13 protein-coding genes are annotated in these 15,070 nt (G+C 61.6%); 10 read left to right on the top strand and 3 right to left on the bottom strand.

Annotation, left to right across the window (positions count from 1 at the left end):
* Positions 1–600, bottom strand: coding sequence for an RNA polymerase sigma factor (locus ACFE70_RS10865; protein ID WP_375417764.1), 600 nt, complete (start codon positions 598–600; stop codon positions 1–3).
* Between the two features lie 291 nt (positions 601–891).
* Positions 892–5,493 carry a translocation/assembly module TamB domain-containing protein gene (locus tag ACFE70_RS10860; protein ID WP_375417763.1) on the bottom strand — a complete coding sequence of 1,534 codons (4,602 nt, stop codon included), beginning with the start codon at positions 5,491–5,493 and terminating at the stop codon, positions 892–894.
* A gap of 204 nt (positions 5,494–5,697) precedes the next feature.
* Between ACFE70_RS10860 and tsaD the strand changes: the two genes are divergently transcribed.
* From tsaD to ACFE70_RS10830, 6 genes are all read left to right on the top strand, one after another.
* A complete protein-coding gene (gene tsaD, locus ACFE70_RS10855; RefSeq protein ID WP_375417762.1) occupies positions 5,698–6,702 on the top strand; it encodes a tRNA (adenosine(37)-N6)-threonylcarbamoyltransferase complex transferase subunit TsaD in 1,005 nt (334 codons plus the stop codon).
* Positions 6,703–6,852: 150 nt separating this feature from the next.
* On the top strand, positions 6,853–7,254 hold the full coding sequence (locus tag ACFE70_RS10850; RefSeq protein ID WP_375417761.1) for a thioesterase family protein: 402 nt from the start codon (positions 6,853–6,855) through the stop codon (positions 7,252–7,254).
* A 153-nt stretch (positions 7,255–7,407) separates the two neighbouring features.
* Complete coding sequence (locus ACFE70_RS10845) at positions 7,408–8,952, top strand: ArnT family glycosyltransferase (RefSeq protein WP_375417760.1); 1,545 nt, start codon at positions 7,408–7,410, stop codon at positions 8,950–8,952.
* A 74-nt stretch (positions 8,953–9,026) separates the two neighbouring features.
* A complete protein-coding gene (gene smpB / locus ACFE70_RS10840; RefSeq protein ID WP_375417759.1) occupies positions 9,027–9,497 on the top strand; it encodes an SsrA-binding protein SmpB in 471 nt (156 codons plus the stop codon).
* A gap of 153 nt (positions 9,498–9,650) precedes the next feature.
* The gene (locus tag ACFE70_RS10835; RefSeq protein ID WP_375417758.1) at positions 9,651–10,439 is read left to right on the top strand and encodes an NlpC/P60 family protein; all 789 of its coding nucleotides are present in this window, start codon (positions 9,651–9,653) and stop codon (positions 10,437–10,439) included.
* A gap of 315 nt (positions 10,440–10,754) precedes the next feature.
* The gene (locus ACFE70_RS10830; protein WP_375417757.1) at positions 10,755–11,249 is read left to right on the top strand and encodes an HNH endonuclease; all 495 of its coding nucleotides are present in this window, start codon (positions 10,755–10,757) and stop codon (positions 11,247–11,249) included.
* 143 nt (positions 11,250–11,392) lie between these two features.
* On the opposite strand, the gene ACFE70_RS10825 is transcribed toward ACFE70_RS10830, so the two are convergent.
* Positions 11,393–12,235 carry an alpha/beta fold hydrolase gene (locus ACFE70_RS10825; RefSeq protein WP_375417756.1) on the bottom strand — a complete coding sequence of 281 codons (843 nt, stop codon included), beginning with the start codon at positions 12,233–12,235 and terminating at the stop codon, positions 11,393–11,395.
* A gap of 240 nt (positions 12,236–12,475) precedes the next feature.
* Here ACFE70_RS10825 and ACFE70_RS10820 point away from each other — a divergent pair, with 240 nt between their 5' ends.
* From ACFE70_RS10820 to ACFE70_RS10805, 4 genes are all read left to right on the top strand, one after another.
* On the top strand, positions 12,476–13,552 hold the full coding sequence (locus ACFE70_RS10820) for a fatty acid desaturase family protein (protein ID WP_375417755.1): 1,077 nt from the start codon (positions 12,476–12,478) through the stop codon (positions 13,550–13,552).
* A 114-nt stretch (positions 13,553–13,666) separates the two neighbouring features.
* Complete coding sequence (locus tag ACFE70_RS10815; protein ID WP_375417754.1) at positions 13,667–14,017, top strand: hypothetical protein; 351 nt, start codon at positions 13,667–13,669, stop codon at positions 14,015–14,017.
* Positions 14,017–14,421, top strand: a complete 405-nt coding sequence (locus ACFE70_RS10810) for a putative toxin-antitoxin system toxin component, PIN family (protein WP_375417753.1) — start codon at positions 14,017–14,019, stop codon at positions 14,419–14,421. Before ACFE70_RS10815 ends, ACFE70_RS10810 begins: the two co-directional genes overlap by 1 nt.
* 53 nt (positions 14,422–14,474) lie before the next feature.
* Positions 14,475–15,014, top strand: a complete 540-nt coding sequence (locus ACFE70_RS10805; protein ID WP_375417752.1) for a hypothetical protein — start codon at positions 14,475–14,477, stop codon at positions 15,012–15,014.
* The last annotated feature ends 56 nt before the right edge of the window (positions 15,015–15,070 follow it).

Below are 15,070 nucleotides of genomic sequence, written 5' to 3'. Positions count from 1 at the left end.
CTAGGCAGGCTTGGAAAGGAGGTGCAGGCGTTTGCGCAGCGTTTGCCGGGCCCGGAACAGCAGCGACTCTACGGCGGGCACGGTGGTTTGCAGGATGGCCGCAATCTGCTCGTAGCTTAACTCCTGCTCGTGGCGCAGGCTGAAAGCTACTTGCTGCTGGTCAGGCAGTTGACTGATGGCTTGCTGCAGCTGTTGCAGCTGCTCCTGACCTTCCAGCAAGGCGTGGGGGTGGCGGTGGTCCGGCGGATGGTGTTGCGCGTCGTTATCCGACCCGAAGAGGTTGGTCAGAAAGGCAAAGCGCTTTTTGGTCCGGGCCTTCTGGCGGTGGCGCAGCGCCCGCGACGTCGTCAGCCGGTAAATCCAGGTGCTAAGCGCCGCCTCGCCCCGAAACCGGCCAATGGTTTGATACACTTCCACAAACACCTCTTGCGCTACATCCTCGGCTTCTTCGGGGCAGCGCAGCAGCGCCAGCGCAATGCGATATACGCGCTCGTGGTGCAGCTCAACCAGCGCCCGGAATGCCGTTTCGCTACCCTGCTGCAGATGCCCAACCAGTTCGGCGGTCGTCACAACAGGAGTCAGGCCGAGCGCAGCAAGCATAAATTCAGGAAGTGAGAGCAGAAAGAAAAAGACGTAACGGGCGCCCCTACCAGTCCGATTATAAACGTGGACGGGCTCGCGAAGCGTGGCAGCTAGAGCAGCATTATCGCCAAGTAGGGCATTAGGTCTGCTTTCCGGCAAAAACTTGCGGCCTGGCAGCTATAAATTTTAGTTAACCGCTTTCGGCATTCCATCAGCAGGCCTGCGTGAGGCGACTACCGCCAGCGCAATGACCCATCCTGACTACGCCGACGGAGAAACGGCAAGATGCTCCCTACCCCCCTGTGCGCGTTACAGCACGCTGCGCGGGTCCTCGTCCACGGTTAAGACTTCGCGGGCGCGCTGGGTGTCGCGCTCTTTCTTCTTGGGCGTTTCGCGCCGGAACAGCTCGCCGAAGGTATCGAACTGCTCGGTATGCAGCAGCGAGAGGCCGGCGCGGGTCTGGTTGACGCCTTCGACGTAGAGGTCGCGGGGCGTGGTTTCGTAGCGCAGGCGGGCCCGGAACTTGCCATCGGGGCGTAGGAAATACTCCAGGCTCAGGTCGCCGAGCAAGGACACCTGACGGGCGTTGGCGGCGCCGGGCAGCTGGCCGGTGCCGGCGTAGTTGGCCCCGTTGGTGAAACCGCCCTCGCGGGTCACGCGCAGGCGGCCGTTGAGGAAAGAGTAGCTCAGGCGCACTTGCAGGGCTTGGAGCTGCTCGGCGCTCAAGCCGTTGATGTTGAAGTCAATTTCCAGGTTCTGGTCAATCTGCGAGGTGAGCAGGCCGAGCTGGGTGCTCAGAATCTGGCCCAGCGAGTTGGAAACGGTGTTGTTCTCGCCGCTCTTAAACGAAATCGTATTGCCGAACGAGCCGCGGGGCGAGAGCTGCTTGAACACCAGCAGGCTGAACACCTGGCGGTTCAGCTCCTGCTCGTCGTTGCGCAAAGAGGCGGTGAAGGCCGCCAAATCGCCCTGCAAGGTGCCCGGCGCGTCGTTGAATTCCAGCCCGAGCCGGATGACGGGCAGCAGCAGCGGCCCGGTGAGCGTCATCACGGCCGTGACGGGCACCACGGCCCCGCCACCACTGGTATTTTCCAGCACCGGCGCCAGGCTCGTGCGCTGGGTGTAGGCGGCCGTCACGTTCATCTCGCCAGCCAGCGGGTCACCGTTCCAGGAAATAAGGCCGCCCGGCCGCACCTGGAACTCCTTATTTACCAGCCCTTGCAAGGTGAAATTGTAGGCGCCGCGCACAATCTCGACCTGCCCATACATATTAAAGGCGCCGCGCGTGTCAATATTCAGGCGCAGCTGCCCGGCGGCCGTGCCGCGGATGATGTCGCCGGTGCTTTCATCCAGCAGAATCTCCATGTAAGCGTCGGGCGTCACTGTCAGGTTCATATTCAACTGCAAGCCCGATAAGTCCACTTTATCAGCCGCCGTCACGGCTACGGCTTGCTTGGTGATGACCGTATCCGAGCGGTTGTTGTTGACGAACTTGATGTAGCCGGCCTTCTGGGCCTTGGCCGCATTATCGAGGGGTAGGGACATGCGCGTGCCGGCCTCGGAGGTGGCGCGCACGTTCACCACGAGGTTGTCGGCGGGGCCCGTGACCGAGGCCGTGCCCGTGGCGTAGGCCGTGCCGAAATACAGCTCGTTGTCTTTGCGCGTGGTGTTGAGCACCTGCATCTTGCGAAACGCCGCGCTGATAGTCAGGCTCATGTCCTTAAAGCCCTGGTGGCGCACCACGCCGTCGACGGTGCCGGTGTTGCCGAGCGCGTCGCGCAGGCGAATGTTGCGGAACGCGATGGTGCGGTTCGTGAAGCTGATGCGGTCGGCAAAGGTGTAAGTCGTGCCCAGGTAGCCGAAGGTGAACTGCCCGTTGCGCACGTCCACAGCGCCGGTCAGCTCGGGCCGGTCGAAGCGGCCGGTGAGGTGCAGCTCGCCCTGGCCGGTGCCGTTCACGTTCTTGAAAATGCTTTCCAGGAACGGCTGGGCTAACACTAAAGGCGCGTCTTCGAGCTGCGCATCGAGGTGCAGCTGGTCCTGCTCGGCGCTGGGCGCGAGGTAGCCAGCCACGGTCAGCACGCGCTGGTCGTCGCGGGCCACGTCGAGGTTGAGGCGCAGCTTTTTGGCCGGGTTGTCCCAGGTGCTGCGGCCCAGCACCTGGCCCACGAGCACGTCGTTGTAGCGCAGCGAGTCCACGCGCAAGGTATTGTCAATCGTGAGCGGCCCGTAGATGCCGCTCACCGTGGCTTGCGCGTTGAGGCGGCCGGCCAGCCGCTGCCCGGTCAGGGCGCGCAGGGTAGTGAGCTGAAACTGCTTGATATCCAGTTGCAGCGGCGGCCGGTCGGCATCGCGGGAGATATAACCCTGGGCGCTGACCTGCTGCTCACCATTTTGGAGGCTGAAGTTCTGCACGTCGAACTCCCGCCCGAAATCGCTGATGCGCACTGCATTATTCTCCGCAATCGTCCAGTCCTGGTCGAGCAGGTGCAGGCCCGACTGCCGGAACACGACTTCCACGGCCCGCGGCAGAAAGCCCAGCGCCCCGTTAATCGTGGCTTTGTTCGTGGTGCCGGTCTGGGCCAGCGAGGTGGAGAAGTTGATGCGCTGCTGGTCCCAGACGCCTTCCACGTAGAATCTTTCCGTGCGCCCCAGTCCCGGCAGCACCTGCCGGTCCGAGGTCACGTTGGCTGAGGCCAAAACTTCCGGCCGGTAGGGTAGCTTGGAAGTGTTGAGGTCGAAATCGGTGTTGCTGGTGCGCACCGGCCCGTAGCGCAGGGAGTCGAAATGGCCGCCGAGCTGGAAAATCGAAGTGGCGCCGTTGCGAAACGAGCCGTCGATGCGGCTGCGGTCGGCAATCTGCAAGTCGGGCATGAACACGGCCAGGACTGGGTTCAGGCGCTTGAGGTTGAGCTTTAAGTCAATGCGGTATTCGGGCAGGGCCTGCTGGCGCTTGCGGCGGTAGTAGGCGGCCGTGGCGGCGGCGTTGCTCTCGAAGTTAAGCCGATACTCGGTGACCAGCGTCTGCACGTCGCGCACCACAGCGGCGGTATTGAACACGCCATCGGCTTCTACGTCAGCCGCTTCCGACGTGATAGCGACGTGGCGCCGGCCACTGCCGGCGCGGGCACTCACCACGTCGAGCGTGTCGAGGCGCAGCGTCTGGCGGCCCAATGTGAAGGTGGAGCGGCGCAGCCGGGCGTAGCCGATGAGCGAATCCAGCTGCAAGCCCCGCGAGTGCACGTCGGCGGTGGTCGAAATCACCAGCGGCTGCGTAGTCAGGCCCAGCGCCCGCAAATCGGCGCGGCGGATGGTGGCCTGCACGTCCACCACCTGGTGGGGCCGGTCGAGGTCGAAGCGGCCGGTGCTGGTCAGCTGCAAGGCCGGGTCATTGGTCGTGAATCGGCCCTCAAAAGCCTGCTGGTGGTAGCGGCCGTTGAGCGTCAGGTTCTGGTAGCGGTGGCCGCTGAGCCAGATGCGCGCCACGCGCAAGTCGGCCTGGCCGCGGGCAATGTTGGGGTCAAACCCTACCCCCTTTATTTTGCCGTTTAGCGTCACATCGCGCACCACCGATTCATCGCCCAGAAACTTGCCCAGCTGGAAGCTGGTGCTCTGAATGGTGCCCTCGTAGGCGGCGCGGGTGAAGTCAGTTGTCACCTTCAGGTTCACGTCCGACACCACCCGGCCCAGCGCGGTGTCGAACGAGGCGTTGGCCACGAAGTCGCTGTAGAAGCCCAGCAGCTGCCCGTTGAGCTTCACCCGGCCCAGGCGCTGCACCAGTTTATTGGCCGAGGGGGGTAGGAAATGCTTGAGGTCCGCGGTTTCAATCACCGATGGCCGCAGGCGCAAATCCACGAACGCCTCGCGCAAATGGGTCAGGTTATCGGCGTGGGCGCGCGCGGCGCGCAGCCGCGTGCCGCGCCCGTAGCGCACGTCCAAATCCTCGGCCTTGAAGTCGCGCACGTAGCCTTCGGCCCGGCCCGAGATGGTGGCCGCCTCGTGCAGGCCCAGCAGCTGCGGCGCGAATTGCGCGATGTCCTCGGTGCGCACATGCGCGTCGCGCAGCCGCGTCACGACCCGCATCGAGTCGTTAAAATTCGAGAAGTTGCCGAACGTGCGGTACTCAAAGCGCAGGTAGTCGCGCAGCTGCGAGCCGTTCACGCGCAGGTTCAGGCCCGCGAATTCCCAAAAGTGCTGGTGGTAGGCAATGTCAGCCGTCAACTCCTTGAGGTGCGTTTTCGAGGGCACTTCCACCGCCCGCAGGCCTTGCAGGCGCAGGCGCAGCGTGTCGCCCAGGCGCAGGTTCGAGATGTCGGCGTAGAGGCTGTCCACGCGCATGTGGCGGTAGTCGATGGTGCGGCCGTAGGTTGTCTCGCGCGGCGCGTCCTGCCGCTCAATGATAAACTGCCCGTTGCGCAGGGCCACGCGCTCGACTTGAAAGTCAAATGGCGCCGACTTCGTGGTGTCAGTCGAGGGCCCCACCAGCCGCTTCACCGCCCCAAGCAGCTGGTCGAGCGTGGTCGAATCGGGCTGCCCGGCCAGGTTTTTCAGCTCGAAGTGCGGCTCGGTAAGCGTGAGCTGCCCGACGTGCAGATGCCGCGGGTCGAACACCGAAAACAAGGTGATGTCGGCCTCGGCCCGGCCAATGCTGAGCAGCTCGCCGCCGCGCCGGTCACGCACCCGCACGCCATCGAGCAGCACGCTCGAAAACGGCCGCACATCCACGCGGTTGATGCTTACTTCCTGCCTCAGCCGCCGGCTCAGCACCTGCGTTATCTGCCGGGCCACGCGGGTTTGCACGCTCGGCACCCGCAGGGCTATGAGCGCGCCCACGACGGCCAGCCCCAGCCCCACGGCCAGCCCCAGCAGCACTTTCAGCAGGACGATAACGGCGCGGCGAACGAAGGTCAAGGCAGAGGAGAAATCAGCAAAAACGGTTGCCGCTACGAAGTTGCGGCTTTTTCAGCAGTCTCGGCCCCGCAAACGGCAGGCCAGGGGGTAGGGTTAGGAAACGCACGAAGGGCTGACCTTTGTATAAGGCAATGAGGAATTAAGAATGAGGAATTACCTCAACCATAATTCCTCATTCCTCATTCTTAATTCCTCATTCATAAAATGACTATCCTGGCTCTCGAATCCAGCTGCGACGACACCGGCGCTGCCGTCATGCGCGACGGCGCGCTGCTGAGCAACGTCGTGGCCACCCAGCACGTGCACGAGCAGTACGGCGGCGTGGTGCCGGAGCTGGCCTCGCGGGCGCACCAGCAGCACGTGCTGCCCGTCGTGACGGCCGCCCTGCGCCAGGCCGGCGTGGGCAAGCACGAGCTGGACGCCGTGGCCGTGACGCAGGGGCCGGGTTTGCTGGGCTCGCTGCTGGTCGGCGGCATGTTCGCCAAAAGCCTGGCCCTGGCCCTGGACAAGCCGCTGCTGGCCGTCAACCACATGCGGGCCCACATCCTGGCCCATTTTATTGAGGAGCCGAGGCCGGCGTTTCCCTTCCTGTGCCTGACCGTGAGCGGCGGCCACACGCAATTGGTGGTGGTGCGCTCGGCGCTGGCGATGGAGGTTATCGGCCAGACCATCGACGATGCGGCGGGCGAGGCCTTCGACAAAACCGCCAAGCTGCTCGGCCTGCCCTACCCCGGCGGCCCGCGCCTCGACAAGCTCGCCCAAACCGGCAACCCGCGCCGCTTCGCCTTCCCCGAAGGCGCCCTGCCCGGCGGCTATGATTTCAGCTTCAGCGGCCTGAAAACGGCGGTGCTGTACTTCCTGAAAAAGGAAACCGCCGCCTACCCCCCTTTTATTGAGGAAAACCTGGCCGACCTCTGCGCCAGCATTCAGCACACCATTGTAAGTACGCTGCTGCGCCAGCTGCGCCGCGCCGCCGCCGCCACCGGCCTGACGCAGGTGGCGCTGGCCGGCGGCGTGGCCGCCAACTCCGGCCTGCGCGCCGCCCTGCAAGCCGAGGCGCAGGAGCGCGGCTGGCAGGTGTTCATCCCCGCGTTTCCGTTTTGCACCGATAATGCCGCCATGATTGCCATGAGCGCCCACTTCCAGTACTTAGCGGGCGACTTTGCCAGTCAGCTTTTGAGCCCCGACCCGCGGTTGAAGCTGAAGTAAGGGGGTAGGAAAAAAGGCGGTCATGCAGAGCGTAAGCGAAGCATCTTGCTAGGGGAAGTAATCAAGCCAAACCAACGATTGGATTAGTTACCCGAGCGAGATGCTTCGCTTACGCTCTGCATGACCGCCTTTTTTTCTACCCCCTTGCCTGTGGCTAATCCTTTCCTGCCCGGCGCGACCAAACTGTTCCGCCGCCTCGTCACGCCCGCCGACTTTGCCGTGCTCAACGGCCAACTTATCCACGAGTTGCTGAGCACTTTCGCCCTGGGCCGCGACATGGAATGGACCAGCCGCCAATTCGTGGAAGAAATGCTGGAGCCTGGCGAAGCCGGCATCGGCACGGGGCTGGAAATCGAGCACCGCGGCCCCGCCTTCGCGGGCGAGACGGTGGAGTTTACCGCCACTTTTGAGGTCTTGCGCGGCCCGGAGCTGACCTGCACCCTGCGCGCGGCGGTCGGCAGCCGGCTCGTCGCCACGGGCCGCACTCGTCAGCGCATCGTGCCGGTCGGGCGGCTGCCCCGGCCGCCGGCGGCCACGTCGTCGGCGGCCTAAATAGTCTGGCCAAGGCTGATTAGCCGGCGGGCAGGCCCATCTTTGCAACCGGCTTAATCCCGTTCCGGCCGGCGCATTTGGTTTTCGCCGGCTGCTGGCTGCCTAAACAAGTCAGCCGGCCAGCCCCCGCCGGAAAGTGTCCTTCCCCCGTTAATGACCCCTACCCCCCCCGAAATCCGCCACCTCGGTCGCTGGGCCGGCCCACTGCTGGCCGCGGTAGCAACGCTGGGCCTGCTCCTGGACCTGGGCGGCCTCACCTTGCGGCAGTGGGACGAGGCCCGACTGGCTGTCAACGCCCTGGAGATGAGCCGAAGCAGCAATTGGCTGGTCGCCACCTTTGCCTTCGAGCCTGACCTATGGAACACCAAGCCGCCGCTCATGCTCTGGCTGCAAGCCGGCCTGCTGCGGCTGCTGGGCCCCACGGAGTGGGCCATTCGCCTGCCGGGGGCGCTCTCCGCGCTGGCTGCTATCCTCGTGTTATACTGGTTTTTAGCGAAGTTTCTGCGCCGGCCGCTGGGCGGGCTCCTGGCCGGCTCGGTGCTGGTAAGCGCGCTGGGCTTCCTGGGCGAGCACCACGGCCACGCCGGCGACTATGACGCTTTGCTAACGCTCGCGCAGCTGGCTACGGGCCTCTCAGTGCTGCTGCTGCTCGAAACCGGGCGTTCGCGCTGGTGGTGGGGGGTAGGGATAGGGCTGCTGGTGGCCACGCTCACCAAAGGGGTGGCCGCGCTGCTACCCGTGCCTGGCATGGCCCTCTATTGCCTGGCGCACCGCCGCGGCCGGCAGCTGCTGCGGCGGCCGGGCTTCTGGCTGGTGCTGCTGGCCTGGGGGGCGGTGGCGGCGGGCTGGTACGGCTGGCGCGAGCACCTCGGGCCCGGCTACTGGGCCGCCGTGAACTACAACGAGCTGGGCGGGCGCTTCAGCACCGAGCTGGAAAAGCACCACGAGCCCTGGTATTATTATTTCCAGCGCATGGCCCGCAGCAAGTTTCTGCCCTGGTTCTACGTGCTGCCCGTTGTTATTCCCTTTGCCCTGCGTCACCCCGATTTACGGGCCCGGCGCGTCGCCTGGTTCGCCCTGAGCTGGGCGGCGGGCCTGCTGCTGGTGTTGTCCATCGCCAAAACCCGCGTCGAGTGGTACATGCTGCCCGCTTATCCCTGGCTGGCCTTGCTAGTGGGGCTGGGTGGGCCGCGGCTGGCTACCTGGCTGCTGAGCCGGGCGCCGGCCGGCGCGGCGCACGTCAGCCTGCGGGTGTTGCTGGCGGCTTTGGTCATCGTGCCGCCGCTCATCACCATTCGCCACGAGTTGCGCGGCAACTGGCACGACTTGTTTGGCGAGTTTCAGGCGGGCAACGGCTTGCGCGCCGGCTACGGCCTGCGCGAGCTGCGCCGCGAAGCTGCGCCGCCCGCCCCGCTGGCCGTGGTGGCGGCACCGGGCTTCTACCGGGCCCTGCGGCCCCACACGGCCGTGGGCGGCGCCCGCGGCTACAATGCCTCGCTGCGCTTCTACGTCGAAGCCTACCCGCGGCCGGTGCGCGTGGTGCCGCCGGCCGCCATTGCCACCCTGCGCGGGCCGGGCTACGTACTCACGGCGAGTGCAACCGACTCGGCGCGGGTGCGGGCGGCGTTTCCGCGGGCGTCGTGCCGGGCCGTGGGCCGCTATGCGTGCTGGCTCTGGTCCCTACCCCCCTCCCCATGAGGAAGGCCCGGAAAGCCCTCTGGTCAGCTCTGCATTCTTTTAACTAAAATGCCCCGCTTCTTGTCCTGCTTGCTATGGCTAACAAAGACGATAAACCAGCCAACATCAACATCCGCAACCGCCGCGCCAGCCACGAATATACCTTTCTGGCCAAGTACGACGTGGGCCTGATGCTGCAAGGCACCGAGATAAAAAGCATCCGCGCCGGCGAGGCCAACTTGCAGGACGGCTACTGCCTGTTCCACACCGACGGCAGCCTCTGGATTCATAACCTGCGCATTGCCCCCTACACCCAGGGCACTTACAACAACCACGACCCCATGCGCGAGCGCAAGCTGCTGCTCACCAGGCGCGAGCTACGCCAGCTGGCCGGCAAAAATGAGGAGCAGGGCCTCACCATCATCCCGCTGCGCCTGTTCGTGAATGAGCGCGGCTTCGCCAAGCTTGAAATCGCACTGGCCAAAGGCAAAAAGCTCTATGACAAGCGCGAGGACATCAAAGCCAAGGACCAAAAGCGGGAAATGGACCGGCTGCGGGAGTTTTAAGCAGCAGGACCCAACGTTAGAACGTCATGCTGAGCTTGCCGAAGCATCTCGCCCGCTGACTAATCTTATCATTGATTACTGCTGCACACGAGATGTCTCGGCAAGCGCGGCCTGACGTTCTTTATCGCTCATTCACCAACCATTTCTTCTCCCTTGAGCCCCGGCATTTGCGCCCTGAGCGCCGTCCCCGTCCGCGCCGAGCCCAGCGACCGGGCCGAATTAGTTACCGAGCTGCTCTTCGGCGAGTGCTATACCGTGCTCGTCACGCAGGGCAGTTGGCTGCACATCCAGATTGCGGCCGACAGCTACCTGGGCTGGATTGATATAAAGCAGCACCTGCCCGTCACGCCCGATTATTTTGCCGCCTGGCTCGGACAGGAGCACCCCCGCGCCCTCGACGTGGTGCAGATGGTGTCCGACGCCGACACGCGCCAGCCCATCACCCTCGGCTGCCGCCTACCCTTCTTCGACGGCCTAAGCTTGCGCGTGGGTGCCCGCCAGCTATTCTATAATGGCCCGGCCACCAACCCGGCCCAGGAAACGACCTCCGAGCGCCAGGCCGCCCTGCTGCGCAAGCTCGCCCTGACTTACCTCAGGGCGCCCTATGTCTGGGGCGGCAAAAGCATCTTTGGCCTCGACTGCTCCGGGCTGGTGCAGCAGCTCTACGGTCTGCTTGGCGTGCAGCTGCCGCGCGATGCCCGCCAGCAGATTGCCCACGGCCAGCCGGTGCACTTCGTGGCCCAGGCCCAGCCCGGCGACCTCGCCTTTTTTGATAATGCCGAAGGCGCCATCGTCCACGTCGGCCTCGTGCTGGAGGAAGGCCTGATTCTGCACGCCCACGGCGAGGTGCGCCTCGACCCCCTGGACCACAACGGCATCTTCAACCGCGAGCGGCAGCGCTATTCGCACAAGCTGCGCCTGATTAAGCGGGTGTTGGAGTAGAAGAGGGGGGTAGGGGAATGATTGGTGTGAAAAGGAACGTCTTGCTGAGCTTGCCGAAGCATCTTGCCAGGAGCAGTAATTCGTTTGCCCACACCTTTTGTTACTGTTGTATGCAAAGCGCTTTAGCAGGCTCAGCAGGACATTCTGTTGGCTTGATTACTGCCCCCGGCAAGATGCTTCGACTCCGCTGCGCCGCGCTCAGCAGGACGAGCTTTCTGCGCTGCTCCGAAAACGAACTTAACCCCACGGGCCTTGTTTATACGGCCGGAATCACCTAGCTTTCGGCGGGTTAGATTTATCCTCGTGGGTAGTAGTATGGACCAGAAAGTATTAGTCTTAAACGGTGATTACACCGCCATCACCTTGTGCAGCGTGCAGAAGGCGTTCGTGCTGCTGTTTCTGGACAAGGCCGAGATGATTGCCAAGTCCGAGCACGGCACCTTGCGCACCATCTCCACGTCCTACCCCAAGCCCAGCATCATCCGGCTTCAGCGCTACGTGCGCGTGCCCTACAAAGGCATTGCCCTGAGCCGCCATAACATCTTCAAGCGCGACCATTTCGAGTGCCAGTACTGCGGCTCGGCCAAGCAGCTGACCCTCGACCACGTACTGCCACGCTCGCGCGGCGGCGAATCGAGCTGGACCAACCTGCTCACCGCCTGCGCCCGCTGCAACCACGCCAAAGGCCACCGCACCCCCGCCGAAGCCGGCCTCACCATCCGCCAGCAGCCCAAAAAGCCCACGCTGGCTGGCTTCCTCAAGCTCTCAGCCGGCACCATCGACCAGAACTGGCACGCGTATTTGAATTGAGTTAAAAGTGAAGAGTTAAAAGTTAAAATCCCTACCCCCCTCATCCGGCTTCAAGCCGGATGAGGGGGGTAGGGATTTTAACTTTTAACTCTTCACTGACGTCTGGCTACCCCTCTTTTTTGGAGAGGGGGTAGGGGGTGAGGTTAGGCCCCGTGCTGCACGAATTCCAGCAGGTCCTTATTCAGCTTGTCCTTATCAGTAATAAAAAGCCCGTGCGGCGCGCCGGAGTACTCGATGAACTTGGAGTGCGGCATGAATTCCTTCATCCGCTCGCCGCTTACCGCGGCGGGCACGATGGTGTCGCTGCTGCCGTGAATAACGAGGGTGGGAACCTTGATTTGCTTTAAATCCTGGCGGAAATCGGTGCCGGCAAAGGCCTTCACGCACTGCTCCGTGGCGCGGGGCGAGGCAATCTGGCAGATGGCCTGCATCCAGTCCAGCGTCGGCTGGCTCACCGATTTATGCATGACGCCGCCGTTGAAGAAGTTCTTGCCGAAGTCGGCCAGGAAGCCGAACCGGTCGGCCTCTACTTTCTCAATCATGCCGTCGAAGGTGGACTGCGGCGCGCCGTCGGGGTTGTCGTCGGTCTGGAGCAAATAAGGCGTCACGGACGACACGAAGGCCACTTTCGTCACGCGGGCGCCGCCGTGCTTGCTCATGTAGCGGGCCACTTCACCGCCGCCCATCGAGAAGCCGACCAGCGTCACATCCTGCAAGTCCAGCTCATCGAGCACGGCCTTGAGGTCGTCGGCAAACGTGTCGTAGTTGTTGCCCTCCCAGGGCTTGGAGCTTTGGCCGAAGCCGCGGCGGGTGTAGGCCACCACGCGCAGGTTGTGCTTGGGCAGCTCAGCGAGCTGATATTCCCACATCTCGTGGGTGGCTGGCCAGCCATGAATCAGGACCACAGCCTGGCCCTGGCCCTGGTCGGTGTAGTGAAGTTTGACGGGTTGGCCATTGGCATCCTGGCCGGCGGTGATGTAGCTCATCAGAGAGGTGATAAAAAGGTAAATGAGGGAAAGAAGTTGGGGCAACCTACGGCTGAGGCAGGGGGTAGGGATGAAACTCCTCCGGCCGATGTCATAATCTTATAGGCCTGATTCAGGGGCCCAGGCGCCTAAATCGGTCAGGCTTTGCGCATCTCAGCTTTTATTCTGAATCTGTTTCCGGCCGCTGCCGTTGAGGGCGGGTATCTTTGTTCCTCTATTCCCATCCCGTTTTTTGTTTCTATGGCTCAGCCTATGCTGCCGCGGTTCGCGCCGCCCCGTTCATTTTACGCCGACCTCAAAGCCCGCACCACCGCCTACTTCGAGCAAACCAACCAGACGCCCACCGGCGGCTTTGCCATCTGGCTCAAAGCCATTGTGCTGATTAGCGCCTTCGTGTTCTTCTACACGCACCTTGTGTTCTGGCGCCCGGAATCCAACTTGTTGGCCTTGGCCGAATGCCTGCTGCTGGGCTGCTCCATCGCCGCCATCGGCTTCAACGTGATGCACGACGGTTCGCACGGCTCGTTCTCCAATTCCAAGGCCCTCAACGGTTTCGCGGCTTTCACGCTCAACGTCATGGGCGGCAGCTCGTTCATGTGGAACGCCAAGCACAACGTGGTGCACCACACCTACACCAACATCGACGGCCACGACGACGACATCGACATCCGCCCCTTCATGCGCATGACGCCGGAGCAGCCCAAGCACCCGCTGCACAAGTACCAGCACTTCTACTTCTGGTTTCTGTACTCGATGCTCTACATCGCCTGGATTTTTGTGATGGATTATCAGAAGTACTTCACCAAGAAAATCGGTGACCTGCCCTACAAGCCCATGACCACCACCGACCACGTGGTATTCTGGGGCTTCAAGGCCATCAACCTCGTGCTCTACGTTGGCTTGCCCATCTATTTTGCGGGTTTCCTGCCTTGGCTCGTCGGCTTTATCGTCACTACCACGTTCGCCGGCCTCATCACTAGCCTGGTGTTTCAGCTCGCCCACACCGTCGAGCACACTGCATTCCCTACCCCCCACGCCGTCACCAACAAGCTCGAAGACGAGTGGGCCATCCACCAGGTGAAAACCACCGCCAACTTCGCCACCGACAACCGCATTATTTCCTGGCTCGTCGGCGGCCTCAACTTCCAGGTCGAGCACCACTTGTTTCCCAAGATTTCGCACGTGCACTACCCCGCCATCAGCAAGATTCTGCGCGAAGTCTGCGAGGAGTACAACGTGCCCTACATCGCCTTCCCCAAGATGCGCTACGCCGTCGCCTCGCACGTAAGCTTCCTGCGCCAGATGGGCCGGGCGTAGGGTTTAGGTTATTAGTTATTAAAAAGCCTCTCTCGCAAGCTGCGGGAGAGGCTTTTTGTTGGAATTATGCGTTGCGAAGTCGGTTGTAACTTTAGCTATTCAAACCCGCACCCCATGCAAACCCTGAACCTCACCATCACGCTGCCCGACATCATCAAATTTGATGACCGCGCCGCGCTGCAAATGCAAGTTGTTTACGTGAAGAGCTTGGTAGAATCGGGTAAAATCAACTTCAACGATTCCGCGCAACGCGACGCAGTATTAGAGTGGTACTTGAGAGTTGGGCCTCATATCCAGCCGACAGCGGAAGAGAATGAAGCCGCCAAGGCAGAGTTTCGGCGCTTGTTCCATTTGCCCGAATTCCATACCCCCTCCACTAAGCAAGAACGTTGGGTTCGCTGGCAAAAGCTGGCGGCAAACATTGACCGTGAGGCCGACGAACACGAGCATCTAGCAGCGCAATAATGCGGGTAGTGCTTGATACGAACGTGCTCCTGCAAGCTGTTACCGCGCACAACCCATTGCGGCCACTCTTTGACGCTTTTGTGTTAGAGCAGTTCGATTTAATCGTCACGACCGAGATATTGCTGGAATATCAAGAATTATTCGGTCGCAAACACAAAGTCGAAATAGCCGCTGAGCTGTATGCGCTGGTAACCGAAGCTCCCAACTTGATTTTGCAAGAAACCTATTATAAATGGCGTCTACCCTTTGCTGACCCCGACGACCAGAAATTCGTGGACTGCTACGTAGCTAGCAACGCCGATTACCTCGTCAGCAACGACCGGCACTTCGGTGGCCTTAGCGCCGCAGGGTTTCCGGCGGTGCGGGTTGTGTCGGCAGAGGTGTTTTACAATCATATGATATGAGAGAGTGCTTATTGTTTGTCATCCTATCACTAGTAACAAGCTGCTCAAGTCCTTTGCGTTCCTATAAAAATGTAACTGCACTACAGGGGAACGTGAGCTTATCAATCCCATCTGAATGGAATCATCACAAAGTCATACACGGATGGGCTGCTGATTGCAGAGGCTGTTCATATAGCGAACCAGCCGACTATTTTGGAGAAGATGCTTTGATGGAGAGACCATTGACCGCTCCTAAAAAAAGCTTTTGTACCATTAGTTCGAATATAATACCTGGAAGCCTTCAACGTTCATATCAGTTTGCACCAAACGTCAGGGAAAAAAAGCGGACTTTAAAAATTAAAGACCCATCTGCTATTAATGAGCAAATAGTGGTGTCAGCGAAGAATAAAACGATAGAGGTCAGTTATCAGGGCAGAATGGATACGACGAGCCCACTTTATTATTATAAGTCGATCAGCTACTATGGGCTAAACCGGCAAGTGGAGATATCTTTTAAGGGATTGGATAGCGCTGAGTTTCAAGAAGCAATAGCTGTTATGCGTAACAGCATACGAATCAAGCCAGCCTTTCTAAATCAGGAGATTGACGAGTAATTAACCTGTAGGTACGAATAGCAAACCCGCCCCGAAACCCGTACCTTTGCGCCCCC

Origin of the sequence: uncultured Hymenobacter sp., from assembly GCF_964243305.1 — a bacterium.
Taxonomy (GTDB): domain Bacteria; phylum Bacteroidota; class Bacteroidia; order Cytophagales; family Hymenobacteraceae; genus Hymenobacter.
The sequence above is the reverse complement of the archived record's forward strand: the minus strand, read 5'-3'. Positions and strand labels throughout refer to the sequence as shown.

What these genes read in the sequence shown, in the direction of transcription:
- tsaD (WP_375417762.1), top strand. Translation starts at nt 5,698, where the DNA reads ATGACTATCCTGGCTCTCGAATCCAGCTGCGACGACACCGGCGCTGCC.
- ACFE70_RS10865 (WP_375417764.1), bottom strand. Translation starts at nt 600, where the DNA reads ATGCTTGCTGCGCTCGGCCTGACTCCTGTTGTGACGACCGCCGAACTG.
- ACFE70_RS10820 (WP_375417755.1), top strand. Translation starts at nt 12,476, where the DNA reads ATGGCTCAGCCTATGCTGCCGCGGTTCGCGCCGCCCCGTTCATTTTAC.
- ACFE70_RS10845 (WP_375417760.1), top strand. Translation starts at nt 7,408, where the DNA reads ATGACCCCTACCCCCCCCGAAATCCGCCACCTCGGTCGCTGGGCCGGC.
- ACFE70_RS10815 (WP_375417754.1), top strand. Translation starts at nt 13,667, where the DNA reads ATGCAAACCCTGAACCTCACCATCACGCTGCCCGACATCATCAAATTT.
- ACFE70_RS10825 (WP_375417756.1), bottom strand. Translation starts at nt 12,235, where the DNA reads ATGAGCTACATCACCGCCGGCCAGGATGCCAATGGCCAACCCGTCAAA.
- ACFE70_RS10830 (WP_375417757.1), top strand. Translation starts at nt 10,755, where the DNA reads ATGGACCAGAAAGTATTAGTCTTAAACGGTGATTACACCGCCATCACC.
- smpB (WP_375417759.1), top strand. Translation starts at nt 9,027, where the DNA reads ATGGCTAACAAAGACGATAAACCAGCCAACATCAACATCCGCAACCGC.
- ACFE70_RS10810 (WP_375417753.1), top strand. Translation starts at nt 14,017, where the DNA reads ATGCGGGTAGTGCTTGATACGAACGTGCTCCTGCAAGCTGTTACCGCG.